Consider the following 23,493-nt stretch of genomic DNA (forward strand, 5'->3'; position numbering starts at 1 on the left):
TGCATCGGAATTATTACAGCGTCCGATGAGAAGCGGCTTGACGGTGCGCAGCCTGCGCGCTGATAAACTCCGGGCTGACCTCTTTTTTTGCATCGCCGCATGAGCTACGAACTTCTCGCCGCCGTCGACCTCGGCTCCAACAGCTTCCGGTTGCAGGTGGCGCGGGTAGTCGATGACCAGATCTATCCGCTCGACGGGGTGAAGGAAACCGTGCGGCTGGCCGCCGGCCTGGGCCACGGCAAGCTGCTCGACGGCGCTTCCCAGCTGCGCGGCATCGAGGCGCTGTCTCGCTTCAACGAACGTCTGCGCGGGTTCGCACCGGATCAGGTGCGGGCGGTGGCGACCAATACGCTGCGCGTGGCCAAGAACGCCCCGCAGTTCCTGCCGCAGGCCGAGGCGGCGCTCGGTTTTCCGATCGAAGTGATCGCCGGGCGCGAAGAAGCGCGGCTGATCTACGTCGGTGTCGCGCACACGCTGCCCAACCCGTCGAACCAGCAACTGGTGGTGGATATCGGTGGCGGTTCGACCGAATTCATCATCGGCCGCAGCTTCGAGCCGCTGGCGCTGGAATCGCTGTACATGGGCTGTGTGGCGTTCAGCCTGCGCTACTTCCCGGATGGCCGCATGGACAAGAAGTCGCTGCGCGAGGCCGAACTGGCCGCGCGGCGCGAACTGGAAGCGATCGAGCACGACTACCGTGCGCTCGGCTGGGACGAAGCGGTGGGTTCCAGCGGCACCGCACGCGCGCTGCTCGACATCATGGAACTGAACGGCTGGGCGCAGGGTACGCTGACCCGCGAAGGCATGGACAAGTTGCGCGCACTGCTGCTGCGCGTGGGCGATGTGAACCGCCTGGGCGTGGCCGGCCTGAAGCCGGACCGGTTGCCGGTGCTGGCCGGCGGTTTTGCCATCATGTCCGCCATCTTCGATGCCTTCAGGCTCGAGCGCATGAGTTTTTCCGAAGGCGCCCTGCGCCTGGGCGTGCTGTACGACCTGCACGGCCGCTACCACCACAAGGATCTGCGCGATGCCACCGTGCTGCAGTTCGTGCGCCGCTACCAGGTGGACCAGCGTCAGGCCGAGCGGGTGCATGCCACTGCGCTGGAACTGTACCGTCAGCTCGAACCGCAGGCGGCCGAAGATCACCCGGACCAGCATCTGCTGAGCTGGGCGGCGCGCCTGCACGAACTGGGCATTTCGGTGGCGCATGCCGGCTATCACAAGCACAGCGCCTACATCCTCGGCAATGCCGACATGCCCGGTTTTTCGCGCATGGACCAGGCCCGTCTTGCACGGGTGGTGCTCGCCCACCGCGGCAAGCTGGAGAAGGTGAATTCCAGTGTGGTCGACCGGCGCGACTGGACGCTCATCCTGTGTCTGCGACTGGCGGTGCTGCTGCACCGCAGCCGTGATGACTACGCCGAACTGCCGGTGCGCGTCGAGCGTGCGGGTCAGGGTTTCATCGTGTCCGCCGGTGGTGACTGGCTGTCCGCCTCGCCGCTGACCGCGGCCAGCCTGCAGGACGAACAGCGTCTGTGGGCTGCCATCGGCATCGAGGTCAAGGTGCGTGCCCAGCGCGCCAAGAGCGCAGCCGCGCTCTGACACGCACCATGGGCGTCCCGACCGTTTCCTTTGAAATGACCGGGGCGCAGCCGGCAGCGGTGCTGGCCGGCGAGTGGACGTTGGCCGGCCTGCGCGGCCGGCTCGATGCACTGAAGCGACAGCTGGCGTCGGCTGATGCGGCACGCACGGTGCGCTGGGACCTGCACGCGCTCACCCGGCTCGACTCGCTCGGCGCCATCACGCTGTGGCGCGCCTGGGGCGACCGTCTGCCGGACGGGCTGGACGCCGATCCGCGTACGCTGGACATGCTGCGCGCGGCGGCCGTGCTGGGGCCGTGCCGGCCGGCGCCGCGGGCACGCCCGCGCCGGGGCGACAGTCTGGTGGCGCTCGGTCGCCTGGGTGGGGCGCTGGTGGCCCAGCTGCTGGGCATGATCGCGCTCAGTGGCCAGATCCTGTTCGACGCGGTGCGCATGCTGCGTTTCCCGCAGGACGCACCGCTGCGCGAACTGTCGGCCAACCTCTACAAGACCGGTGTCACCGCGCTGCCGATCACCGCGCTGGTCGGTTTCCTGATCGGCGTCGTGCTGTCCTACCTGTCGGCGCTGCAGCTGAAAACCTTCGGCGCCGACGTGTTCATCATCAACATTCTGGGCATCGGCATCATCCGCGAACTGGGGCCGGTACTGGTGGCGGTGCTGGTGGCCGGCCGCTCCGGCTCGGCCATGACCGCGCAGCTGGGCGTGATGCGGGTGACCGAGGAAATCGACGCGCTGGTCACCATGGGTGTGCCGGCCACGCTGCGACTGGTGTTGCCCAAGGTGGCAGCGCTGGTGGCGGCGATGCCGCTGCTGGTGCTGTGGACCTCGGCGTCCGCGCTGTTCGGCGGCATGGTGGCGGCCGCGGTGCAGCTGGACATCGGTTTCGGCTTCTTCCTGGACACGCTGCCGCGGGTGGTGCCGATCGCCAACCTCTACATCGGCTTCGGCAAGGGGCTGGCCTTCGGCCTGGTGATCGCGCTGGTGGCCTGCCATTTCGGGCTCACGGTGCGGCCCAATACCGAAAGCCTGTCGGCCAACACCACCCGCTCGGTGGTGAGCGCCATCACCTGCGTCATCCTGGTCGACGCCGTGTTCGCCATCGCCACCCGTCACATCGGCATGCCGACATGACGGCGCCGGTGATCGACATCCGCGGCCTGGTCACCCGCTTCGGCAACCATCTTGTCCACGAAGGGCTGGATCTGTCGATTCCGGCCGGCGAGGTGATGGCGCTGGTCGGCGGTTCCGGCAGCGGCAAGACCACGCTGCTGCGCCAGGTGATCGGCCTGATGCGGCCGCAGCGCGGAGACATCCGGGTGCTGGGCCAGCCGCTGTTTTCCGGCGACCTGCAGGCCGACCGGGCGCTGCGCCAGCGCTTCGGCATGCTGTTCCAGCAGGGCGCGCTGTTTTCCGCGCTCAACGTGCTCGAGAACATCGCCTTCCCGCTGCGCGAACTGCGCTGGCTGGACCGCGAAACCATCCACGATCTGGTCATGATCAAGCTCGCCATGGTCGAGCTGGAACCCCGTCACGCCTGGCTGATGCCGGCCGAACTGTCCGGCGGCATGGTGAAGCGGGTGGCGCTGGCGCGTGCGCTGGCACTGGAACCCGAACTGCTGCTGCTGGACGAACCGACCGCCGGCCTCGATCCGGACCGCTCCGCCGCCTTCGTTTCGCTGATCCGCCGGCTGCGCGATCAGCTGGGCCTGTCGGTCGTGCTGGTGACGCATGACCTCGATACGCTGTCGGCATTGGCCACCCGGGTCGCCGTGCTGGGCGAGCGACGTATACTGGCCGAAGGCACACTCGACCATGTCATGAAACAGGATCATCCCTTCATCCGCAGCTTCTTTGGCGCCGCACGTCCGGCAGCGGGCGGACGCTGACCATGGAAAGCCGCGCCCATGCACTGGCTGCAGGCCTCTTTCTCGCGCTGCTCGGCGTCGGCATCGGGCTGTCGATCTGGTTTCTGTCCAGTGGCGACGATCTGGATGCCGAATACCTGCTCGCCACCACCGCCGATGTCGGCGGGCTGAACCCTCAGGCCCAGGTCCGCTACCGCGGCATGCGGGTGGGCAAGGTGAGGGAAATATCGATCAACCCGGACAACCCGCGCGAAATCCTGGTGCGCATCGCGATACCGCCGCGCTATCCGGTCACCGTGGCCACTCGCGCCGAACTGGGCTATCTGGGCGTGACCGGGCTGGCGCTGGTCGAACTGACCGATGACGGCTCCGACCCGCGGCCGCTGCCGGCCGGTGACGCCGGGCGCATTCCGCTGCGCGGCTCGCAGTTCGGTTCGCTCAGCGGCAAGGCGAGCGAAACGATGGATGTGGCCCGGCAGCTCATGCTGCGGCTGCAGGCGGTGCTGGACCAGGGCAATCTGGACCGCATCGCCGGCACGCTGGCCAGCCTGCAGTCGGCCACCGCGCACCTCGACACCACGCTGGCGCAGATGCCGGCGGTGACCGGCGAACTGCGCGAAACGCTGCGTCGTACCCAGGCGCTGCTGTCGCCGGACAACACCGAACGCATCGGCCGCATCCTGACCCAGCTCGAGTCGACCGCGGGCGAAGGGGCGCCGTTGGCGCGTGAACTGCGCGAACTGCTGACGTCGATGCGCCAGCTGTCCGGCCGGCTCGACGCACTGACCGAACAATCGGGCGACCGGCTGCACGCCGACACGCTGCCCCGCCTGCATGCACTGATCGACGAAGCTGCGCGCGACTCGCGCCAGTTGCGCCGGGTGCTGGGCGAACTGGAATCGTCGCCGCAGATGCTGCTGCTCGGGCGCGAGCGGCCGGCACCCGGGCCGGGCGAAGCCGGCTTCACAGCCGGAGGAGGGGAACGATGAGAGCAGGAAGATCGTGGCTTGCGCTGCTGGTTGCCGCGCTGGTGCTGGCGGGCTGCGGTGGCATGCTGCAGAAGGGTGCCCGCCCGGCACAGCACGATCTGGGCGGTCCACGCGCGGCGCGCACGGTCGGCGTGCCGCTGGAATCGATCGAGGCGCATGCCGCCGGCTGGCTGGACGGCACCGGCATCCAGTACCGGCTGGCCTACCGCAGTGCGACCGAACGCCTGAGCTATGCCGAAAGCCGCTGGGCTTCCTCACCGGCCGACATGCTGGCGGTGGCGCTGCGCGGCGCGCTGGACACGCCGCCCGCGCCGCGCGGCTGCCGGCTGGTGATCGATCTGGACGAATTCATCCAGGTCTTTTCCTCGCCGTCGCAGGCCGAAGTGCTGCTGGCTGGGCGGGCCACGCTGATCGATGCACGCGGCCGTCACCTGATCGACCGGATGCGCTTTTCGCTGACCGAAACAGCCGGACCGGACGCTGCCGGTGGCGTCTCCGCCTTTGCGCGCGCCACTGATGCGCTGGCCGGGCGGCTGGCGGACTGGCTGGACAGGACGGCAGGACGGAACAAGGAGTGCGAACAATGACAGAGGGGAACACGGGCGGCGCTGACCGCGGTCTGCTGCAACAGGCGCTGGAAGATGCCGCCGAAGCGTGCTGGTCGCGCCTGCCCTGCGAGCGGGTGACCATCATGCTGGCCGACGGTGAGGGCGAGCAGGCGGTGCTGGCAGTGGCCGCCTGGCGCGGCGAACTGCTGGAAGAGGCGCTCAACGCGCGGGTGCGCAGCGGCGGCTCGATCGCCGGCCGCGTGTTCGCCAGCGGTCAGCCGCACCGTGTCGATGACGCCGATGCGGCACATCACGCCACCCGCGCGCGCGGCGAGGGGGGCAGCTTCATCTGCATGCCGCTGCCGCTGGACGGCCGCGTGCTGGGGGTGATCAATGTGCGGCGCGCACGTGGTCAGCAGGCGTTCAGCGAAATCGAACAGCAGCTGCTTGAATGTCTTGCGCTGTTCGCCGGCAAGTCGGTGCAGAGCGCGGAACTGGGCTTCTTGCTCAAGTCGGAATTCGCCCAGCGGGCGCTGGCCGGCGAGGGGCGTTCCGCCTCGTCGGACGCATTTGCCCAGGGCATGGCGCAGCCGGCACAGGTGGCACGCATGCTGGCCAAGTCCTTCTACCGGGAAATGCGCTCGGCCGGTTTCGGCAATGACCAGATCGTCGGCGCGGCGGGGGAAATCATCGATCAGCTGTCTTCCAGCCTGCGCAAGCATGGAAAGCGCATGGAGCGGGGCCGCTCATGACGCTGTCCGCGCGTTAGACTGGGCCTTCAATTTCGATGAAGGTCCATCCCATGCGCGCACTTCTGTTCCTGCTGCTTGCCTTCAACCTGTGGCCGGCTTTCGCCGCGCAGTCGTGCGACGAAGCTCATATTGCCTGCGCGCGTACCTGCCCCCGGAACAGTCCGCAGTTCGCGCCGTGCATGAGCAACTGTGGCCGGCAGCAGCTGGAGTGCGCGGCCTTGCCTCCGTCGAGTTTGGCTGACCCGGCGCCAGCGAAGTCCACCCACCGCGGCCCGAAGGCGGATTCCGCCAGGGTAAGCCAGATGATGTACAGCGGCGCCTGCAAGGCGCAGTCTGAAAACTGTCTTGCGGCCTGCAACATGGCAGAGAGCCGGCCGGACAGCAAGGAGGGCTATTCCGCTCTGGCCTGTGGCAAGCGGTGCAAGGTCGAACAGACGAAGTGCGGCATTGATGCCGCCAATTCCGCACCCTGATGGGGCAGGGCCGCCTGCGTGGTCCGGGCGGCGGCCCGGTGTCAGGCTCCGTCAATGACGGGCCGGACGATCAGCCCAGCGTTGCGCTGTAGGCGTCGGCGCTCAACAGGGCATCCAGTTCGGATGTGCTGTCGGGCTTGATGACGAACATCCAGGATGCGTACGGATCCTGATTCACCTGTTCCGGTGCGTCGGCGAGTGCCTGGTTCACCGCGGTTACGGTGCCGGCAACCGGCGCGTGGATGTCGGACGCGGACTTGACCGACTCGATCACCGCCATCGCCTCGGTACGGGCGACGGTGCGGCCGACATCGGGCAGCTGCAGAAAGACCACATCTCCGAGGGCATCCTGCGCGTGGTCGGTGATGCCGACCGTCACGGTGCCATCCTGTTCGACCCGGACCCATTCGTGTGTGTCTGTGTAGCGAAGATTGTCTGGATGATTCATTGCTGTTCCTGGTTGGTTTGACCGGGCGCGATTGTAGCCGCCGCAGGCTCGCTGCGAGCGCCTGTTAGAATTCCGAAGTTATGAATGCCGATCTTCACTGCCACTCCAGCCACTCCGACGGCGTGCTCGCTCCGGCCGCACTGGCCGCGCGCGCCGCTGCCAACGGTGTCGAACTGTGGGCGCTGACCGACCACGACAATCTCGGCGGTCTGGCGGAAGCGCGTGCGCAGGCAGACGCGCTGGGCCTGCCTTTTCTCGATGGTGTGGAAATCTCTGTCACCTGGGAAGGTACGACCGTCCACATTGTCGGTCTGGGCATAGACCCGGCTCACCTGCAGCTCGAGCGTGGGCTGGCCGCGGTGCGCAGCGGGCGCGACGTACGCGCGCTGCGCATGGCCGAGGCGCTGGAGGCGCTGGGCGTGCGCGAAGCTTATGCGAGCGCGATGCGGCATGCCGGCAATCCGTCGCTGGTCGGTCGCTCTCATTTCGCCCGGGTGCTGGTGGAGCAGGGCTATGCGACGGACGTGTCGGCGGTGTTCCGCGACTATCTGGTGCGCGGCCGGCCGGGCTATATCGAGCACGAATGGACCGCGCTGGAACGTGCGGTCGACTGGATACGCGGCGCCGGTGGCGTGGCGGTGGTGGCGCATCCCGGCCGCTACCGCATGTCCGGCGAGCAGATGCACCGGCTGTTCGAACAGTTCAGCGCGGCCGGCGGCGAGGCGATCGAGGTGATATCGGGTTCGCATGGCGAGGCTGCGGTGCGCACCTTCGCCCGGCTGGCCCGCGAATTCGGCTTCCATGCATCGCGCGCCTCGGACTTCCATGCACCAGGCGAGAGCCCGGTCGACCTGGGGGCTGGCGAGCGTCTGCCGGACGGTCTGCAGCCGGTCTGGCTCATGCCGCGCCTGCAGCACCGGCTGCACCAGCCGGCGTGACACCGCCTGCGAGCCCCGATCGACTTCCATCCGGAGTGCACCGTCCCGCTGATTCCTCAGAGGCCGGACATCCTTTCCACTTCAATTTCCGCTAGCGAATACCGTGGCCCAGCTTTTCACTGTTCATCCCGACAATCCGCAACCCCGACTGATACGCCAGGCCGCCGACATCCTCCGCAGCGGCGGGTTGGCCGCGATACCGACCGACTGCGCGTGGTCGCTGGTCGGCCACATGGGCGACGCGAAGGTGCTGGACCGCATCCGTCGCATTCGCGACGTCGATGTGCATCACCACTTCACGCTGATGTGCCGCGATCTGTCGGAAATCGCCAATTTCGCGCGGGTGGACAACGCCCAGTTCCGCTTGCTGAAGAGCGTCACGCCCGGCCCCTATACCTTCATTCTCGAAGCCACGCGCGAACTGCCGCGCCGCATCCTGCACCCCAAGCGCAAGACGCTGGGCCTGCGGGTGCCGGACCATCCGGTGGTGTCGGCGCTGATCGAGGCGCTGGGCGAACCGCTGCTCGGCTCCACGTTGCTGCTGCCGGGTGAGGAGCTGCCGCTGGCCGATCCGGAAGACATCCGCGAGCGTCTGCAGCACGACCTCGATCTGGTGATCGACGGCGGCCACTGCGGCACTCAGCCGACCACTGTGATCGACCTTTCGTCGGGTTCGCCGGAACTGGTGCGCGCGGGTGCGGGCGATCTGGCCCGTTTCGGGCTGGAGTGAGGGTGGCGGCGCTCCGGCCTGACGTGCCGGCCGTGTTCTGCTAGCATCCGGGCGCTCATGGACGAAAGCATCGCTCGACTGGCGGTCATCGTGCTGCCCGTCGTGCTGGCGATCACGCTGCACGAGGCGGCCCACGGTTACGCCGCACTGCTGAAGGGAGACCCGACCGCGCATCTGGCCGGCCGGATCACCGCCAACCCGCTGCGTCACATCGACCCGCTGGGTACGGTGATCGTGCCGCTGCTGATGTATTTCGTCAGTTCGATGGCGGGCCACGACGGGCTGCTGTTCGGCTGGGCCAAGCCGGTTCCGGTCAATTTCGGACGGCTGCGCCGACCCAAGCAGGATCTGTTCTGGGTGGCGGCCGCCGGACCGGCGGCCAATCTGGTGATGGCGGTGGGCTGGGGGCTGGCGATGAAGCTGGCGCTGTCCATGCCCGGCCACACGTTCGCCGAGCCGCTGATGCTGATGGCGAAAGCCGGCATAACGATCAATCTGGTGCTGATGGTGCTGAACCTTCTGCCCATTCCGCCGCTCGATGGCGGCCGCATCATGGTGAGCCTGCTGCCGCGCCGGGCGTCGATGGCGTTTGCGCGGATCGAGCCCTACGGCATGTTCATCCTGATCGGACTGCTGGTGACGCATGTGCTGGACGAGCTGCTGACGCCGCTGCTCGTGCTGGCCCATGCGCTGCTGATGACTGTGCTTTTCTGAACCGGACGACCCCACACATGTACGCAGAACGCGTTCTTTCCGGCATGCGCCCCACCGGTCGCCTGCACCTTGGCCACTACCATGGCGTGCTGAAGAACTGGGTGAAGCTGCAACACGAATACCCCTGTCTGTTCTTCGTCGCCGACTGGCATGCGCTGACCACCAGCTACGAGGACACCCAGGTGATCGAGCGCAGCGTGTGGGACATGCTGATCGACTGGCTGGCGGCGGGCGTCGACCCGAGTCAGGCCACGCTGTTCATCCAGTCACGGGTGCCGGAGCACGCCGAACTGCATCTGCTGCTGTCCATGATGTGCCCGCTGGGCTGGCTGGAGCGCGTGCCCACCTACAAGGACCAGCAGGAAAAGCTCGCTGACCGCGATCTGGCCACCTACGGCTTTCTCGGCTATCCGCTGCTGCAGTCTGCCGACATCCTGATCTACCGCGCAAATCTGGTGCCGGTGGGCGAGGACCAGGTACCGCACGTCGAACTGACCCGCGAAGTGGCCCGCCGCTTCAACCACTTGTATGGCCGCGAACCCGGTTTCGAGGACAAGGCGCGCGAAGCGGTGAAGAAGCTCGGCGGCAAGCGCGGCAAGCTGTACGAGGAACTGCGCACGCTGTACCAGCAGGAAGGCAAGGACGAGGCGCTGGCCCAGGGCAAGGCGCTGCTGGAAGAGGCGCAGAGCCTCAGTATGGGCGACCGCGAGCGCCTGTACGGCTACCTCGAAGGCAGTGGCAAGATGATTCTGGCCGAGCCGGGCGCGCTGCTGACCGAGGCGGCCCGCATGCCCGGTCTGGACGGACAGAAGATGTCCAAGTCCTACAACAACACGCTCATGCTGCGCGAAGAGCCGGAGGTCGTCACCAAGAAGATCCGCGGCATGAAGACCGACACCCAGCGCGTGCGCCGCACTGACCCGGGCGACCCGGATCGGTGCCCGGTGTGGCAGTTCCACGTCATTTACTCTGACGACTCGGTCAAGCAGTGGGTGCAGGAAGGCTGTCGCTCGGCCGGCATCGGCTGTCTGGAATGCAAGCAGCCGGTGATCGATGCCGTGCTGAAGGAGCAGGCACCGATCCACGAGCGTGCGAAACAGTACGAGGAAGATCCGATGCTGCTTCGCAATATCGTCGCCGACGGCTGCGAGCGCGCGCGCAAGCTGGCATCGGAAACGATGCGCGACGTGCGCGAAGCCATGGGGCTGAACTACGCCTGATGGCGGGCGAAGCCTCTACGATGGCTCCGGTGGCTGACCTCGCGTCGCCACCGCCGGCACGCCTGTACGGCGAGGCGCTGGAAAAACTTCCGCTCGACCTGTACATTCCGCCCGACGCACTCGAAGTGTTCCTGGATGCTTTCCAGGGGCCGCTCGACCTGCTGCTCTACCTGATACGCAAGGCCAACGTCGATATTCTCGACATTCCGATGGCGCCGCTGACCGCGCAGTACCTCGTGTACGTCGAGGCGATGCGGACACAGCGCTTGGAACTGGCGGCGGAATACCTGCTGATGGCGGCCATGCTGCTCGAGATCAAATCGCGCATGCTGCTGCCGCGACCGCCGAAGGCGGCGGGCGACGAAGGTGAAGATCCGCGGGCGGAGCTGGTGCGCCGGCTGATCGAGTACGAACAGATGAAAGCCGCTGCGCTGGCGCTGGACGCGATTCCCCGCATACAGCGTGAGCACGAGTGGGTGGGCGTGCAGGTGGCGGAGCGGCTGGTCGAGATCCAGCCCAACGTCAGTGCGACCGACCTGCAGCTGGCCTGGCTGGCCCTGATGCGCCGCGCAGACATGACGCGGCACCACAAGGTGACGCGTGAAGCGCTGTCGGTGCGTGAATTCATGTCGAACATCCTGCGCCGGCTGCATGAGGAAGGTGATCTTCGCTTCGAACAGCTGTTCGAAAGCGAACCTACCGCGGCGCACATGGTGGTGAATTTTCTCGCGGTGCTCGAACTGGCCCGCGAAAGCCTGATTGAACTGCTTCAGATCGAAGCCTTTGCGACCATCTATGTCCGAACTGCCCGAACAGACGCAGTCGCCGAGCCCGGCTGACGTCAAGCGCATCCTCGAAGCGGCGCTGCTGGCGTCGCAGGACGCGATGAGCACCGGAGAGCTGAAGAAACTGTTCGAGCAGGAGCTCGACCACGTGCTGATCCGCCGCCTGCTCGACGAACTGCGCGAGGACTGGGCCGGGCGGGGCGTGGAACTGGTTCAGGTGTCTTCGGGCTGGCGCTTCCGCACCGCGGCGGACGTGCAGCCCTATCTGGACCGACTGAAGAACGAAAAGCCCGCGAAGTACTCGCGGGCAGTGCTGGAAACGCTGGCGATCATCGCGTACCGCCAGCCGGTGACCCGCGGCGACATCGAGGACATCCGCGGTGTCGCGGTGTCACCGGGCATCATCAAGGCGCTCGAAGGGCGGGGCTGGATAGACAGCGTGGGTTACCGCGAAGTCCCGGGCCGTCCGGCGCTGTACGCGACGACACGACGTTTTCTCGACGATCTGGGCCTGCGCACGCTCTCCGAGCTGCCGCCGCTGGCCGAACTACAGAAGGTGATGGAATTCAATGACGCAAGGTAGACGCAGGCCCGGCGGGGACGTGAACGGCAATGTGGCCAACTACCGCTCGCAGGACAGCAAGTCCAAGCGCCGCGGCCCGGTGGTGTTCAGCGAGCCGCAGAAGCTGCACAAGATGCTGGCCGACATGGGCCTCGGCTCGCGGCGCGAGCTGGAAGACTGGATTGTCGCCGGCCGCATCAGCGTCAATTCGCTGCCGGCCCACGTCGGTCAGCGGGTCGGCCCGGAAGACAAGGTGCGGGTGAATGGCAAGCTCATCCACATCCACTTCGCCCAGCGTGCGCCGCGGGTGCTCATCTATCACAAGCCGGAAGGCGAAATCGTGTCGCGCGACGATCCGGATGGCCGGCCGTCGGTGTTCGACAAGCTGCCCAAGGTGGGTGGCGGCCGCTGGATCGCGGTCGGCCGGCTGGATTTCAACACCACCGGCCTGCTGGTGTTCACCACCAGCGGCGAACTGGCCAACAAGCTGATGCACCCCAGCTACGAGCTGGAGCGCGAATACGCCGTGCGCCTGCTGGGCGAACTGACGCCGGAACAGGCGAAGCAGCTGGTCGACGGCATCGAGCTGGAAGACGGTCTGGCCAAGTTCAATTCGCTGACCGATGGCGGTGGCGAGGGCGTGAACCACTGGTACCACGTGACGCTGTCGGAGGGGCGCAACCGCGAGGTGCGCCGCATGTTCGAGGCGATCGGCCTGACCGTGAGCCGGCTTACCCGGGTGCGCTACGGCCCGTTCGATCTGCCGAAGAGCCTGCCGCGCGGCAAGGTGCAGGAGCTCAAGACCGAAGAGGTGACCCGGCTGATGACGCTGATGTCCGGCAAGGACAAGCAGCCACGCAAGGCGGAACAGGGGCAGGGCGGCAAGCCGAAGGGTGGCCGCCCGCCGGTGGCGGAGGGCGACGCGCCGGCCGCACCGAAGCGCAGCCGCCGTCGCGGCCCGCGCAAGCCGGGCGGTGAGAACGGCAATGCGCAGGCTGCACCGCGGCCGCAGGCGGCTGAAGGCGAGGCACCGGCGCGCAAGCGGGCGCCGCGCCGGCGTCGTCGTCCTGGCTGGGCCAAGCCGGCCGCAGGCGGCGGGGAGGCCTGACGCCATACCATTGTTGAACGGGGGACGTCCATCCTTTCAGCTTGAAGAGGATGGGCGGGCTCTGTTACACTCGTCGGCTTGTTGCACTGGCGAAGCCGGTGTCTTTCGATGGGCGGTCAGCCCATTTTTTATTTGTACATCCGGAAGTGTGTTGCTGGGATGAGTGTTGCGGAACTGATCGAGCAGGCTGTCAGCGGGCTCGGCTATGAATTCGTCGATCTGGAAACGTCGCCGCGGGGCCGCCTGCTGCGGGTTTTCATTGACACCGACAAGGGCATCACGGTCGATGACTGCGTGACGGTGAGCAATCACCTGACCCGCCTGTTCATGGTCGAGAACGTCGATTACGACCGTCTGGAAGTGTCGTCGCCCGGCCTGGACCGGCCGCTGCGCAAGACCGCGGATTTCATCCGTTTCACCGGTCAGGAGGCGCAACTGCGCCTGCGCGTGCCGGTGGGCAACCAGCGCAACTTCACCGGCCGTCTGGCTGGCGTCGCCGGCGATCGGCTCACGCTGGAGGTCAAGGGCGAAAGCTACGAATTCGAGCTGTCGCAGATTGAACGCGCCCGCCTGGTGCCGGACTTTGAACGCAAGCAGGAGTTGAAACGATGAGTCGCGAGATTCTGTTGCTGGTCGACGCACTGGCACGCGAGAAGAATGTGGCCCGGGAGGTCGTGTTCGGCGCGCTGGAAACCGCGCTGGCTTCGGCCACCAAGAAGCGTACCCACGACGATGCCGATGTGCGCGTGGCGATCAATCGTGAAACCGGTGAATACGAAGCCTTCCGTCGCTGGCACGTGCTGCCGGATGATCAGGTCGAGAACGACGAAGCCGAAATCGGCATCATCGATGCGCGCGAGCAAATTCCCGATATCCAGGTTGATGACTTCATCGAAGAGGCGCTGGAGCCTGTCGATTTCGGCCGCATTGGCGCGCAGGCCGCCAAGCAGGTCATCCTGCAGCGCATTCGTGATGCCGAGCGTGAACAGATCCTGAACGACTTCCTTGAACGCAAGGACCATCTGGTCACTGGCACCATCAAGCGCATCGAACGCGGCAACGCCATCGTTGAAGTGGGACGCCTGGAAGCGCTGCTGCCGCGCGAACACATCATTGCCCGCGAAAATCTGCGTGTCGGTGACCGCGTGAAGGCGGTGCTGCTGCGTGTGGATCGCCAGGCGCGTGGCCCGCAGATCATCCTGTCGCGCACTGCGCCGGAATTCATCATCAAGCTGTTCGAACTCGAAGTGCCCGAGATCGAAGACGGCCTGATCGAAATCAAGGGCGCGGCGCGCGACCCGGGCATTCGCGCGAAGATCGCGGTCAAGTCCAATGACGCCCGCGTCGATCCGCAGGGCACCTGCATCGGCATGCGCGGTTCGCGTGTGCAGGCGGTGACCAATGAACTGGGCGGCGAGCGCGTCGACATCATCCTGTGGTCGCCGGATCCGGCGCAGTTCGTGATCGGCGCTCTGGCGCCGGCCGAGGTCGCGTCCATCGTGGTGGACGAGGACGCTCACAGCATGGATGTCGTGGTGAACGAGGACAACCTCGCGATCGCCATCGGCCGCAGCGGCCAGAACGTGCGTCTGGCGTCCGAGCTGACCGGCTGGAAGATCAATCTGATGACGGTCGAACAGTCGGCCGCCAAGTCGGATGCTGAGAATGCGGCCATCCGCCTGCTGTTCATGGCCAAGCTGGACGTCGATGAGGAAGTGGCCGACATCCTGATCGAAGAAGGTTTCTCGACGCTGGAAGAAGTGGCTTACGTGCCGCTGGCCGAAATGCTCGAGATCGAAGCGTTTGACGAGGACACGGTGAACGAGCTGCGCACCCGAGCGCGCAACGTGCTGCTGACCGAAGCCATCGTGGACGAGGAACAGCTTGAACAGGTCGATGACGCGCTGCTGGCGCTGGATGGCATGGACAAGCAGCTGGCGGCCCAGCTGGCGCGCGCGAATGTGCGCACCCGCGACGATCTGGCCGATCTGGCCGTCGATGAACTGGTCGAGATAGCCGGCATCGATGCCGTGCGCGCGACATCGCTGATCACCACTGCGCGCGCGCACTGGTTTGAATAATTGAGGACGGTATGGCGTTGATGAGTGTTTCCCAGTTTGCAACCGAGCTGAAGATTTCGGCGTCGGCCCTGCTCGACCAGTTGCGGCAGGCCGGCGTGGACAAGAAGAGCGAAGGCGATTCGCTGACCGAGCAGGACAAGACCCGTCTGCTCGACTACTTGCGTCGTCAGCACGGTGATACGGCGGGAAAGACCAAGATCACGCTGACCCGTCGTCAGACCACCGAAATCAAGGCGACCACGCCGTCCGGCCAAGCCCGCACGGTGCAGGTCGAGGTGCGCAAGAAGCGCGTGCTGGTCAAGCGCGATCCGGCGGAACTGCTGGCAGAAGAAGCTGCCCAGGCGGCCGCCGAAGACGCAGAACCGCAAGCCATCCTGCAGATCGAGCCGACGGTCGAGATCGAGCCGCCGCCGGCTCCGGAACCCGAGCCGGTGGTGGTGCCGGAACCGGTGGTCGAGCTTGCTCCGGAACCGGAGCCCGAGCCGGAGCCCGAACCCGTGGTCGAGGCTGTTGCGCCGGAACCCGAAGCAGAGCCGGAACCTGCACCGCAGGTCGAGTCCGCACCTGTGCCGGCCGAACGCCCGATGACCGCGCGTGAGCGCGAAGCCAAACGCCATCAGGAGCTGCTGGCTCATCAGGCGCGCGAGCTGAAGGAAAAGCAGGAACGCGAAGTACGCATGCGTCAGGAGATGGAAGCCCGTCTCGTGCGCGCACAGGCCGAAGCCGAAGCGAAAGCCAAGGCCGAGGAAGAAGCCAAGGCCGCTGCCGCCAAGGCGCCGGCCGGCACGCTGCACAAGCCGGCCAAGGCCGATGACAAGGGCGTCAAGGCCAAACCGGGTGCGGCACCTGCCGCCGCGCCGGGCAAGGGCAAGCCGGGTACTTCGAACTGGAAGGACGACGCATCCAAGCGCCGCCAGATCAAGACCCGCGGTGACTCCGGTACCGGTGGCTGGCGTGGTGGTCCGAAGGGACGTCATCACCGCGATCACGACCAGAATGCACAGGCCGCACCGGTGGAAGCCGTGGTGCGCGAGGTGCTGGTGCCGGAAACGATTTCGGTTGCCGATCTCGCCCACAAGATGGCGATCAAGGCCACCGAACTGATCAAGGCGCTGATGAAGCTGGGCCAGATGGTCACCATCAACCAGGTGCTGGATCAGGAAACCGCGATGATCCTGGTCGAGGAAATGGGCCATACCGCGAAGCCGGCCAAGCTGGACGATCCGGAAGCCTTCCTCGGCGAAGCCGACGACGCGCACAAGGATGTCGAACTGCTGCCGCGCGCACCGGTGGTCACCGTGATGGGTCACGTCGATCACGGCAAGACCTCGCTGCTCGACTACATCCGCCGCGCCCGTGTGGCTGCGGGCGAAGCGGGCGGCATCACGCAGCACATCGGCGCCTATCACGTCGATACGCCGCGCGGCATGATCACCTTCCTCGACACCCCGGGTCACGAAGCCTTCACGGCCATGCGTGCCCGTGGCGCCAAGGCGACCGACCTGGTCATCCTGGTGGTGGCAGCGGATGACGGCGTGATGCCGCAGACGCGCGAAGCCATCCACCACGCGAAGGCGGCCGGTGTGCCCATGGTCGTGGCGATCAACAAGATCGACAAGCCGGAAGCCAACCCCGACCGCGTGAAGCAGGAACTGGTGGCCGAAGGCGTGGTGCCGGAAGAGTACGGCGGTGATTCGCCCTTCATCCCGGTGTCGGCCAAGAAGGGTACCGGCATCGACGAACTGCTGGAAAACGTGCTGCTGCAGGCCGAAGTGCTGGAACTGAAGTCGCCGAAGGACGCGCCGGCCCGGGGTCTGGTGATCGAAGCCCGTCTCGACAAGGGCAAGGGCCCGGTCGCTTCGGTGCTGGTGCAGTCGGGCACGCTGAAGCGCGGCGACATCCTGCTGTGCGGCCAGGTGTTCGGTCGTGTGCGTGCCATGCTGGACGAATCCGGCAAGCCGGTGACCGAAGCCGGTCCGTCGATTCCGGTCGAAATCCAGGGTCTGTCGGATGTGCCGGCAGCCGGTGACGAGGCGATGGTGCTGGCCGACGAACGCAAGGCGCGTGAAATCGCGCTGTTCCGTCAGGGTAAGTTCCGTGACGTGAAACTGGCCAAGCAGCAGGCCGCCAAGCTCGAATCCATGTTTGAACAGATGGGCGAGGGCGAAGTCCGCGTGCTGCCGCTCATCATCAAGGCTGACGTGCAGGGTTCGCAGGAAGCGCTGGTGCAGTCGCTGCAGAAACTGTCTACCGACGAAGTGCGGGTGCAGGTGATCCACGCCGCGGTGGGTGCGATTTCGGAAACCGACGTGAACCTCGCCCAGGCGTCCAAGGCGGTGGTGGTCGGCTTCAACGTGCGGGCCGATGTCGGTGCGCGCAAGCTGGCCGAGAACTACGGCGTCGATCTGCGCTACTACACCATCATCTATGAGGCGGTGGACGAGGTGAAGGCCGCACTGTCCGGCATGCTGGCCCCGGAAAAGCGGGAGCTGGTGCTGGGTACCGTGGAAATCCGCCAGGTGTTCCGTGGCACCAAGATCGGCACCATCGCCGGTTGTATGGTCACCTCCGGTCTGGTCAAGCGGGGCGCCAGTGCCCGTCTGCTGCGCAACAACGTGGTGGTGTGGACCGGCGACCTGGAATCGCTCAAGCGCTTCAAGGACGACGTCAAGGAAGTCAAGGAAAACTACGAGTGCGGTATTCAGCTGCGCGGCTATAACGAGATCGAAGAGGGCGACCAGCTCGAAATCTTCGAAATCCAGGAAGTGGCCCGCAAGCTGGCGTAAGCCGGTTGCGCTGATCCGATGGCTGAACGTTATTCACGCAGCGACCGTGTTTCGGAGGCGATCCGGCGCGAACTTGCGCAGCTGATCGCCACTGAGCTGAAGGACCCGCGTGTCGGCATGATTTCGCTGACCGCGGTCGAACTGACGCCGGACTACGCCCACGCCAAGGTGTTCTACAGCACGCTGGCCGAAGGCGATGCACAGAAGCAGATCCACGAGGGGCTGACCCGCGCCGCAGGTTTCCTGCGTCGCGAGATCGGCCGCCGCGTGCGCATCCACACCACACCGCAGCTTCATTTCGTGCACGACCAGACGATGGAACGTGCCGATCATCTTTCGCGCCTGATCGACAAGGCGCTCCATTCCGATCCTGGCACCGGCGAGGACTGAGTTGCAGCCCCGTTCCCGCTGGAAAGCGGTCCACGGCGTGCTGCTGCTCGACAAGCCGCTCGGCCTCAGTTCAAACGACGCACTGCAGAAGGCGCGGCGCCTGTTCCAGGCAGCGAAGGCTGGCCATACCGGCACGCTCGATCCGCTTGCGACCGGTCTGCTGCCGGTCTGCTTCGGCGAAGCCACGCGCTTTGCCGGCCTCATGCTGGATGCCGACAAGGAATATCTCGCCGAAGTCCGTCTCGGCATCCGCACTGCCACCGGCGATGCGGAAGGCGAGGTGCTGCAGACCCGCGAAGTGGCGGTCGATGAGGTGGCGCTGCGTCAGGCGCTCGTTGCGCATACCGGCGACATCGATCAGGTGCCGCCCATGCATTCCGCGCTGAAGAAGGACGGCAAGCCGCTGTACGAATACGCCCGGGCCGGCCAGACGGTGGAGCGCGCCGTGCGTCATGTGCGCATTCACGCGATCGAACTGCAGCAGGTCGCGCTGCCCGTGTTCACGATGCGGGTGCTGTGCAGCAAGGGTACTTACATCCGTACGCTGGCCGAGGACATCGGCGAAATGCTGGGTTGTGGTGCGCACCTGACCGGACTGCGACGTACCCGCACCGGGCCGCTCGATCTGGGTCGTGCCTTCACGCTGGAGCAGATCGCCGACCTCGACGAGACCGCGCGCGAGGCGCTGCTGCTGCCAGCCGACGTGCTGCTGCAGCAGATGCCGTGCTGTCGCATGAACGACACCGAAGCCCAGCGGCTGATCAACGGTCAGCCGGTTTCGCTGCGGGATGTCGAGAGCGATTCCCCGCTTGTTGGCGGCCAGATTCTGCGTGCCTATGCCGGGGCGGTTTTCCTCGGTCTGGTCGAGGCGCAGGGAAATCGCCTCCGGGTGAAACGACTGATGCCGCAGGACAGCACACCGAAAGCGCAGAAAATCCCTGAAAGTGCTTGAGATTGCGCATCCTTGGCGTATAATTTTTGGTTTTCCAAACGAGAGAGTTCAGATCAATGGCTATCGTTACCGCCGATAAAGCCCGCATCGTGGCCGAACACCAGCGTGCGGCCGGCGACACCGGTTCGCCCGAAGTCCAGGTTGCCCTGCTGACCGCGCGCATCAACGACCTGACCGGTCACTTCAAAGAACACGTCAAGGACCACCACTCGCGTCGTGGTCTGCTCAAGATGGTCAGCCAGCGTCGCAAGCTGCTTGACTACCTGAAGCGTACCAATGCCGACAGCTATCGTGCGCTGATCGGTCGCCTCGGCCTCCGCAAGTAATTGCATCCGCAGGCAATGTCGAGGCCCGCAGTGGCTTGACATCACACACCGGCGTGAGTCCTCGTGACTCCGCCGGTTTGTTTTTTCTGGCGGGCGGATGATGCCCGTCCATCACCGAATCGAAAGGAATCGACTTGCTTAACGCTACCCGCAAGGAATTCATGTTCGGCACCCAGAAGGTGGTGCTGGAAACCGGCGAGATCGCGCGTCAATCGAGCGGCGCCGTCATCGTGAACGTCGAGGAAACCGTGGTGCTGGCCACCGTCGTGGCCCAGAAGTCGGCCAAGGCTGGCCAGGACTTTTTCCCGCTCACCGTTGATTACGCAGAGAAGTTTTACGCCGCCGGCCGTATCCCTGGCGGTTTCTTCAAGCGCGAAGGCCGTCCGACCGAGAAGGAAACGCTCACCTCGCGTCTGATCGATCGTCCGATCCGCCCGCTGTTCCCGGAAGGCTTCTACAACGAAGTCCAGGTCATCGTGCAGGTGCTGTCGCTGAACCCGGAAGTCGATGCCGACATTCCGGCCATGATCGGTGCATCGGCCGCGCTGGCGATTTCCGGCATCCCGTTCAGCGGCCCGATCGGCGCTGCCCGTGTCGGTTACATCGACGGCCAGTACATCGTCAACCCGACCGCCTCGCAGCTGAAGGACAGCAAGCTGAATCTGGTCGTCGCCGGTACCGAAGCCGCCGTGCTGATGGTTGAATCGGAAGCGATGGAACTGTCGGAAGAGGTCATGCTGGGCGCTGTGGTCTATGGCCACGAGCAGATGCAGGCCGCGATCAACGCGATCAACGAACTGGTCGAAGTCGCCGGCAAGCCGGAGTGGGACTGGCAGGCGCCGGCTCGTGACCAGGCGCTGTGGAGCCGCATTTCCGAACTGGCCGAAGCCAAGCTGCAGGATGCCTACCGCATCACCCAGAAGCAGGTGCGCAGCCAGAGCGTTAATGCACTGCGCGACGAAGTGATTGCCGCGCTGACCGCCGACGCCGCCTCCGCGCCGGACGTGAACACGATCAAGAACTACTTCTTTGATCTGGAAGCCGGCATCGTTCGTGGCCGCATCCTGAACGGCGAGCCGCGCATCGACGGCCGCGATACCCGCACCGTGCGTCCGATCGCCATCCGCAACAGCGTGATGCCGCGCACCCACGGTTCGGCGCTGTTCACCCGCGGTGAAACCCAGGCGCTGGTCATCGCCACGCTGGGCACCGGCCGTGACGAACAGATCATCGACGCGCTGGGCGGCGAATACCGCGACCGCTTCATGCTTCACTACAACATGCCGCCGTTCGCCACCGGCGAAACCGGCCGCTTCGGCGCACCGAAGCGCCGCGAGATCGGCCACGGCCGTCTGGCCAAGCGCGCGCTGCTCGCCGTGCTGCCGTCGCCGGAAGAGTTCAGCTACTCGATGCGCGTGGTGTCGGAAATCACCGAATCGAACGGTTCGTCGTCGATGGCTTCGGTGTGCGGCGGTTCGCTCGCACTGATGGACGCCGGGGTGCCGCTGAAGGCGCATGTCGCCGGCATCGCGATGGGCCTGATCAAGGACGGTAACCGCTTCGCGGTGCTGACCGACATCCTCGGTGACGAAGATCACCTTGGCGACATGGACTTCAAGGTGGCCGGTACCGACAGCGGCATCACCGCGCTGCAGATGGACATCAAGATCCAGGGCATCACCAAGGAAATCATGCAGGTTGCGCTGGCTCAGGCCCACGAAGCGCGCAAGCACATCCTCGGCATCATGCAGCAGTCGATGAGCGGCGCACGTGAAGGCGTGTCGACCTACGCTCCGCGTCTGCTGACCATGAAGATCAATCCGGAAAAGATCCGCGACGTGATCGGCAAGGGCGGTGCGGTCATCCGCGCGCTGACCGAAGAAACCGGCGCCACGATCGACATCGGCGACGACGGCACCATCACCATCGCATCGGTGAACTCGGAAGCCGCCGAAAACGCCAAGCGCCGCATCGAGGCGATCACCGCTGAAGTCGAAGTGGGCAAGGTGTACGAAGGCACGGTGCTGCGTCTGCTGGATTTCGGCGCCATCGTCAGCGTGCTGCCGGGCAAGGACGGTCTGCTGCACATTTCGCAGATCGCCAACGAGCGCATCGCCAATGTCGCCGATCACCTGAAGGAAGGTCAGCAGGTGAAGGTGAAGGTGCTGGAAACCGATGAGAAGGGCCGCATCCGTCTGTCGATGAAGGCACTGCTCGCAGCGCCGGAATCTAACGGCGACCAGCAGGGCTGATGACCTGCGGGGCGTTTCGGGCAGAATCTTTCGGGATTTTTTGCAGGAAACGCCCCGCAGCCATTGACCCCAAGCCAAAGCCAAAGTAATATCTATGGCTCTCGGGGTGTAGCGCAGCCCGGTAGCGCGCTTGCTTTGGGAGCAAGATGTCGGGGGTTCGAATCCCTCCACCCCGACCAGTAGTCGGTTCGCAACACCGTACTTAGTACCTGCCCGTAGCTCAACTGGATAGAGCAACGGCCTTCTAAGCCGTAGGTTGCGGGTTCGATTCCTGCCGGGCAGGCCAAGAGCCTGAAAGAGTTTCAAAGCATCTGTCGTTCGACAGACGTTCCAGTGGTGGCTGTAGCTCAGTTGGTAGAGTCCTGGATTGTGATTCCAGTTGTCGTGGGTTCGAGTCCCATCAGCCACCCCATCAACTTCCCCTCGTTGTAAAAGCGTCCTCGGCACGAGCGCCGAAGCCAGACGTTTTTTCTGCTCGCCCCTGTCCGTCATACAGTCATTCAGTACGGCACAACCGTGTGCGGCTGAGGCTGGGCCGGTCACCTTTCCGGCGCAGCGGCATCACGGCTGTTCGAGCGTGATCCGGCTGCGTCTGATGTCGGGGGATGCGTGGGGAATACACCAAACCGGCAAGCGGCGCATGCCTCTGCGCCAGCGGTGGTGGAGGCGCTGTGCTCCGTTCCTGCGTACGGGCCCGGAGATGTCCCCATCCCGCGCCGCATTTTCCGTAGCGCTTCTCCGGCACGTCAGGCCGTCGGTCAGGTTCTCCCGAAGGAAAGGGCGGAGGCTGCGCGGGCCATGCGACATCGGGCGTCTCCGCGAAGCCCGGCGTGCGCCGATCTGCACGCACGTGGCCTGTCGCCTGTCCTCTCGCTCGGTGAAGGCGGGGTGAGGACGTCGCTGCCGCGTCTGTACTGGCTGCGGCGCGCGGTGTCCGATACGCCAGGGGCGGCGACAGGTCGCCGCCCGGCGCAGAGGGCGCCGGTGCGGTGGACGCAGCGACGCTCTGCGCCGGCGCTGCCAACGGCCTGGGCGGCCGTGGCGGTGCTTACTGGGCGACGCCGCCCAGCGCCTCTTCAAGATGGTCGATCAGGCGGCTCAGTTCGCCCGCCATCAGCGCGAAGTCGGTGTCGAAACGTTCGGCCTCGTCGCCGCTGCCGTCGTCGTTCTCGGTCAGCACATCCAGCGGCGTCACCCGCTTGACCGCAAGCGTTTCGGTCAGCGTGATGGACACGCGCTCCATCCAGCTCAGCGCGAGCCGTGTGCACTGCTTGCCGGCTTCGATGTGCCGGCGCAGGTCTTCCGCTTCAAGCGCGTGGCGTACGTAGCGCACGGTGGCCTTGGACTGGGTGCTGGAGCGCAGTTCGGTGTCCTGATCGATGGTGAAGCCGGCGGGCGCTTCGTCCGCAGCCAGCCACGAGGTCATGGCGGACACCGGCGACAGCGCGGTCTGCAGCGGACGGGCACCGAGGTGCTCGACGCATTCGTTCAGCAGCTGCATCACCTCGTCACCCTTGGCGCTTGCTGCCGCGTCGACCACGATGCGGTTCTTCACCGGATCGATCCACACCCGGGTATCGCGCCACACCGCGAAGGCGCGGGGCAGCAGTTCGTTGGTCACCGCATCCTTCAGTTCGCGCATTTCGCGGCGGCCCGGCTTGTAGCCCTGGTTCTCCTCGATTTCCTGTGCGCGTGCCTTGGTGACCTGATTGACCACGGTCGCCGGCAACAGCTTCTTTTCGGTGCGCAGCGTGATCAGCATCTGGCCGCCGACCGCGTGGACCAGCTTGCCGTCGTCGCGCGGCGACATCCAGCCCATGCGCTGCATCTCGATGCTGCTGCCCGGCTGAAAGGCCTTGGCGGCCAGCTTTTCGTCCAGCTGTTCAGGGGCAAGCGCGAACGGTGCGGCGAGGCGGTAGATCTGCAGATTCTTGAACCACATGATGTCGGTGCCGGAAAAAAGGCCCGGAGTG

General features: G+C 65.7%; 23 protein-coding genes and 3 tRNA genes. 24 read left to right on the forward strand and 2 right to left on the reverse strand.

All coding sequences use genetic code 11. From position 1 onward, the window contains the following. Positions 1 to 99 precede the first annotated feature (99 nt). From ppx to METUNV2_RS0108295, 7 genes are read left to right on the forward strand one after another with little or no spacing between them, the layout of a single operon-like run. Positions 100 to 1,602 (forward strand): exopolyphosphatase, encoded by a 1,503-nt coding sequence (gene ppx / locus METUNV2_RS0108265; protein WP_018229002.1) that lies wholly within the window; start codon positions 100 to 102, stop codon positions 1,600 to 1,602. Positions 1,603 to 1,610: 8 nt separating this feature from the next. Next, on the forward strand, positions 1,611 to 2,732 hold the full coding sequence (locus METUNV2_RS0108270; RefSeq protein WP_232415646.1) for an MlaE family ABC transporter permease: 1,122 nt from the start codon (positions 1,611 to 1,613) through the stop codon (positions 2,730 to 2,732). After that, the gene (locus METUNV2_RS0108275; RefSeq protein ID WP_018229004.1) at positions 2,729 to 3,487 is read left to right on the forward strand and encodes an ABC transporter ATP-binding protein; all 759 of its coding nucleotides are present in this window, start codon (positions 2,729 to 2,731) and stop codon (positions 3,485 to 3,487) included. The genes METUNV2_RS0108270 and METUNV2_RS0108275 overlap by 4 nt, the downstream gene beginning before the upstream one ends. 2 nt (positions 3,488 to 3,489) lie before the next feature. After that, on the forward strand, positions 3,490 to 4,455 hold the full coding sequence (locus METUNV2_RS0108280) for an MlaD family protein (protein WP_018229005.1): 966 nt from the start codon (positions 3,490 to 3,492) through the stop codon (positions 4,453 to 4,455). Further along, positions 4,452 to 5,042 carry an ABC-type transport auxiliary lipoprotein family protein gene (locus tag METUNV2_RS19355; protein WP_018229006.1) on the forward strand — a complete coding sequence of 197 codons (591 nt, stop codon included), beginning with the start codon at positions 4,452 to 4,454 and terminating at the stop codon, positions 5,040 to 5,042. Before METUNV2_RS0108280 ends, METUNV2_RS19355 begins: the two co-directional genes overlap by 4 nt. After that, a complete protein-coding gene (locus tag METUNV2_RS0108290) occupies positions 5,039 to 5,755 on the forward strand; it encodes a GAF domain-containing protein (RefSeq protein WP_018229007.1) in 717 nt (238 codons plus the stop codon). Before METUNV2_RS19355 ends, METUNV2_RS0108290 begins: the two co-directional genes overlap by 4 nt. Before the next feature lie 50 nt (positions 5,756 to 5,805). Then, complete coding sequence (locus METUNV2_RS0108295) at positions 5,806 to 6,228, forward strand: hypothetical protein (RefSeq protein WP_018229008.1); 423 nt, start codon at positions 5,806 to 5,808, stop codon at positions 6,226 to 6,228. Between the two features lie 70 nt (positions 6,229 to 6,298). Here the strand turns inward: METUNV2_RS0108295 and gcvH are convergent, their stop codons facing one another. Beyond that, positions 6,299 to 6,676: a glycine cleavage system protein GcvH gene (gene gcvH, locus METUNV2_RS0108300; RefSeq protein WP_018229009.1), complete on the reverse strand. Its 378-nt coding sequence runs from the start codon at positions 6,674 to 6,676 to the stop codon at positions 6,299 to 6,301. Between the two features lie 80 nt (positions 6,677 to 6,756). Here gcvH and METUNV2_RS0108305 point away from each other — a divergent pair, with 80 nt between their 5' ends. The 17 genes from METUNV2_RS0108305 (at position 6,757) to METUNV2_RS0108385 (ending at position 21,932) form a co-directional block, all read left to right on the forward strand. Continuing rightward, positions 6,757 to 7,614, forward strand: a complete 858-nt coding sequence (locus METUNV2_RS0108305; RefSeq protein ID WP_018229010.1) for a 3',5'-nucleoside bisphosphate phosphatase — start codon at positions 6,757 to 6,759, stop codon at positions 7,612 to 7,614. 103 nt (positions 7,615 to 7,717) lie between these two features. After that, a complete protein-coding gene (locus tag METUNV2_RS0108310) occupies positions 7,718 to 8,344 on the forward strand; it encodes an L-threonylcarbamoyladenylate synthase (RefSeq protein ID WP_026187992.1) in 627 nt (208 codons plus the stop codon). A gap of 57 nt (positions 8,345 to 8,401) precedes the next feature. Then, entirely contained in the window at positions 8,402 to 9,058 is a 657-nt protein-coding gene (locus tag METUNV2_RS0108315) for a site-2 protease family protein (protein ID WP_018229012.1), read from the forward strand. 17 nt (positions 9,059 to 9,075) lie between these two features. Then, a complete protein-coding gene (locus METUNV2_RS0108320; protein ID WP_018229013.1) occupies positions 9,076 to 10,278 on the forward strand; it encodes a tryptophan--tRNA ligase in 1,203 nt (400 codons plus the stop codon). Continuing rightward, the gene (locus METUNV2_RS0108325) at positions 10,278 to 11,117 is read left to right on the forward strand and encodes a segregation and condensation protein A (RefSeq protein WP_018229014.1); all 840 of its coding nucleotides are present in this window, start codon (positions 10,278 to 10,280) and stop codon (positions 11,115 to 11,117) included. Before METUNV2_RS0108320 ends, METUNV2_RS0108325 begins: the two co-directional genes overlap by 1 nt. Further along, on the forward strand, positions 11,074 to 11,646 hold the full coding sequence (gene scpB / locus METUNV2_RS0108330; protein WP_018229015.1) for an SMC-Scp complex subunit ScpB: 573 nt from the start codon (positions 11,074 to 11,076) through the stop codon (positions 11,644 to 11,646). Before METUNV2_RS0108325 ends, scpB begins: the two co-directional genes overlap by 44 nt. Then, on the forward strand, positions 11,633 to 12,733 hold the full coding sequence (gene rluB, locus METUNV2_RS0108335) for a 23S rRNA pseudouridine(2605) synthase RluB (protein ID WP_026187994.1): 1,101 nt from the start codon (positions 11,633 to 11,635) through the stop codon (positions 12,731 to 12,733). The genes scpB and rluB overlap by 14 nt, the downstream gene beginning before the upstream one ends. Positions 12,734 to 12,892: 159 nt before the next feature. Continuing rightward, complete coding sequence (gene rimP, locus METUNV2_RS0108340) at positions 12,893 to 13,345, forward strand: ribosome maturation factor RimP (protein WP_018229017.1); 453 nt, start codon at positions 12,893 to 12,895, stop codon at positions 13,343 to 13,345. After that, positions 13,342 to 14,814, forward strand: a complete 1,473-nt coding sequence (gene nusA / locus METUNV2_RS0108345; RefSeq protein WP_018229018.1) for a transcription termination factor NusA — start codon at positions 13,342 to 13,344, stop codon at positions 14,812 to 14,814. The genes rimP and nusA overlap by 4 nt, the downstream gene beginning before the upstream one ends. Before the next feature lie 11 nt (positions 14,815 to 14,825). Continuing rightward, a complete protein-coding gene (gene infB / locus METUNV2_RS0108350) occupies positions 14,826 to 17,600 on the forward strand; it encodes a translation initiation factor IF-2 (RefSeq protein WP_018229019.1) in 2,775 nt (924 codons plus the stop codon). An 18-nt stretch (positions 17,601 to 17,618) separates the two neighbouring features. Beyond that, positions 17,619 to 17,990 (forward strand): 30S ribosome-binding factor RbfA, encoded by a 372-nt coding sequence (gene rbfA / locus METUNV2_RS0108355; RefSeq protein WP_008059125.1) that lies wholly within the window; start codon positions 17,619 to 17,621, stop codon positions 17,988 to 17,990. Between the two features lies 1 nt (position 17,991). Next, entirely contained in the window at positions 17,992 to 18,942 is a 951-nt protein-coding gene (gene truB, locus METUNV2_RS19010; RefSeq protein ID WP_036271190.1) for a tRNA pseudouridine(55) synthase TruB, read from the forward strand. A gap of 56 nt (positions 18,943 to 18,998) precedes the next feature. Then, entirely contained in the window at positions 18,999 to 19,268 is a 270-nt protein-coding gene (gene rpsO / locus METUNV2_RS0108365; RefSeq protein ID WP_018229021.1) for a 30S ribosomal protein S15, read from the forward strand. A 161-nt stretch (positions 19,269 to 19,429) separates the two neighbouring features. Then, positions 19,430 to 21,520, forward strand: coding sequence for a polyribonucleotide nucleotidyltransferase (gene pnp / locus METUNV2_RS0108370; RefSeq protein ID WP_018229022.1), 2,091 nt, complete (start codon positions 19,430 to 19,432; stop codon positions 21,518 to 21,520). Between the two features lie 102 nt (positions 21,521 to 21,622). Then, a tRNA-Pro gene (locus METUNV2_RS0108375) sits at positions 21,623 to 21,699 on the forward strand. Positions 21,700 to 21,729: 30 nt separating this feature from the next. Beyond that, positions 21,730 to 21,806: transfer RNA gene (locus tag METUNV2_RS0108380), tRNA-Arg, on the forward strand. Between the two features lie 50 nt (positions 21,807 to 21,856). Continuing rightward, positions 21,857 to 21,932, forward strand: a tRNA-His gene (locus METUNV2_RS0108385). A 636-nt stretch (positions 21,933 to 22,568) separates the two neighbouring features. Here METUNV2_RS0108385 and METUNV2_RS0108390 read toward each other — a convergent pair. Further along, positions 22,569 to 23,462 carry a recombination-associated protein RdgC gene (locus METUNV2_RS0108390; protein ID WP_026187996.1) on the reverse strand — a complete coding sequence of 298 codons (894 nt, stop codon included), beginning with the start codon at positions 23,460 to 23,462 and terminating at the stop codon, positions 22,569 to 22,571. Positions 23,463 to 23,493 lie beyond the last annotated feature (31 nt).

Source organism: Methyloversatilis universalis EHg5 (assembly GCF_000378945.1).
GTDB lineage: Bacteria > Pseudomonadota > Gammaproteobacteria > Burkholderiales > Rhodocyclaceae > Methyloversatilis > Methyloversatilis universalis_A.

What these genes read in the sequence shown, in the direction of transcription:
- METUNV2_RS0108270 (WP_232415646.1), top strand. Translation starts at nt 1,611, where the DNA reads ATGGGCGTCCCGACCGTTTCCTTTGAAATGACCGGGGCGCAGCCGGCA.
- nusA (WP_018229018.1), top strand. Translation starts at nt 13,342, where the DNA reads ATGAGTCGCGAGATTCTGTTGCTGGTCGACGCACTGGCACGCGAGAAG.
- infB (WP_018229019.1), top strand. Translation starts at nt 14,826, where the DNA reads ATGGCGTTGATGAGTGTTTCCCAGTTTGCAACCGAGCTGAAGATTTCG.
- ppx (WP_018229002.1), top strand. Translation starts at nt 100, where the DNA reads ATGAGCTACGAACTTCTCGCCGCCGTCGACCTCGGCTCCAACAGCTTC.
- METUNV2_RS0108295 (WP_018229008.1), top strand. Translation starts at nt 5,806, where the DNA reads ATGCGCGCACTTCTGTTCCTGCTGCTTGCCTTCAACCTGTGGCCGGCT.
- rbfA (WP_008059125.1), top strand. Translation starts at nt 17,619, where the DNA reads ATGGCTGAACGTTATTCACGCAGCGACCGTGTTTCGGAGGCGATCCGG.
- METUNV2_RS0108280 (WP_018229005.1), top strand. Translation starts at nt 3,490, where the DNA reads ATGGAAAGCCGCGCCCATGCACTGGCTGCAGGCCTCTTTCTCGCGCTG.
- METUNV2_RS0108315 (WP_018229012.1), top strand. Translation starts at nt 8,402, where the DNA reads ATGGACGAAAGCATCGCTCGACTGGCGGTCATCGTGCTGCCCGTCGTG.
- gcvH (WP_018229009.1), bottom strand. Translation starts at nt 6,676, where the DNA reads ATGAATCATCCAGACAATCTTCGCTACACAGACACACACGAATGGGTC.
- METUNV2_RS0108390 (WP_026187996.1), bottom strand. Translation starts at nt 23,462, where the DNA reads ATGTGGTTCAAGAATCTGCAGATCTACCGCCTCGCCGCACCGTTCGCG.
- METUNV2_RS19355 (WP_018229006.1), top strand. Translation starts at nt 4,452, where the DNA reads ATGAGAGCAGGAAGATCGTGGCTTGCGCTGCTGGTTGCCGCGCTGGTG.
- METUNV2_RS0108325 (WP_018229014.1), top strand. Translation starts at nt 10,278, where the DNA reads ATGGCGGGCGAAGCCTCTACGATGGCTCCGGTGGCTGACCTCGCGTCG.
- rpsO (WP_018229021.1), top strand. Translation starts at nt 18,999, where the DNA reads ATGGCTATCGTTACCGCCGATAAAGCCCGCATCGTGGCCGAACACCAG.
- scpB (WP_018229015.1), top strand. Translation starts at nt 11,074, where the DNA reads ATGTCCGAACTGCCCGAACAGACGCAGTCGCCGAGCCCGGCTGACGTC.
- rluB (WP_026187994.1), top strand. Translation starts at nt 11,633, where the DNA reads ATGACGCAAGGTAGACGCAGGCCCGGCGGGGACGTGAACGGCAATGTG.
- METUNV2_RS0108290 (WP_018229007.1), top strand. Translation starts at nt 5,039, where the DNA reads ATGACAGAGGGGAACACGGGCGGCGCTGACCGCGGTCTGCTGCAACAG.
- METUNV2_RS0108305 (WP_018229010.1), top strand. Translation starts at nt 6,757, where the DNA reads ATGAATGCCGATCTTCACTGCCACTCCAGCCACTCCGACGGCGTGCTC.
- rimP (WP_018229017.1), top strand. Translation starts at nt 12,893, where the DNA reads ATGAGTGTTGCGGAACTGATCGAGCAGGCTGTCAGCGGGCTCGGCTAT.
- METUNV2_RS0108320 (WP_018229013.1), top strand. Translation starts at nt 9,076, where the DNA reads ATGTACGCAGAACGCGTTCTTTCCGGCATGCGCCCCACCGGTCGCCTG.
- METUNV2_RS0108275 (WP_018229004.1), top strand. Translation starts at nt 2,729, where the DNA reads ATGACGGCGCCGGTGATCGACATCCGCGGCCTGGTCACCCGCTTCGGC.
- pnp (WP_018229022.1), top strand. Translation starts at nt 19,430, where the DNA reads ATGTTCGGCACCCAGAAGGTGGTGCTGGAAACCGGCGAGATCGCGCGT.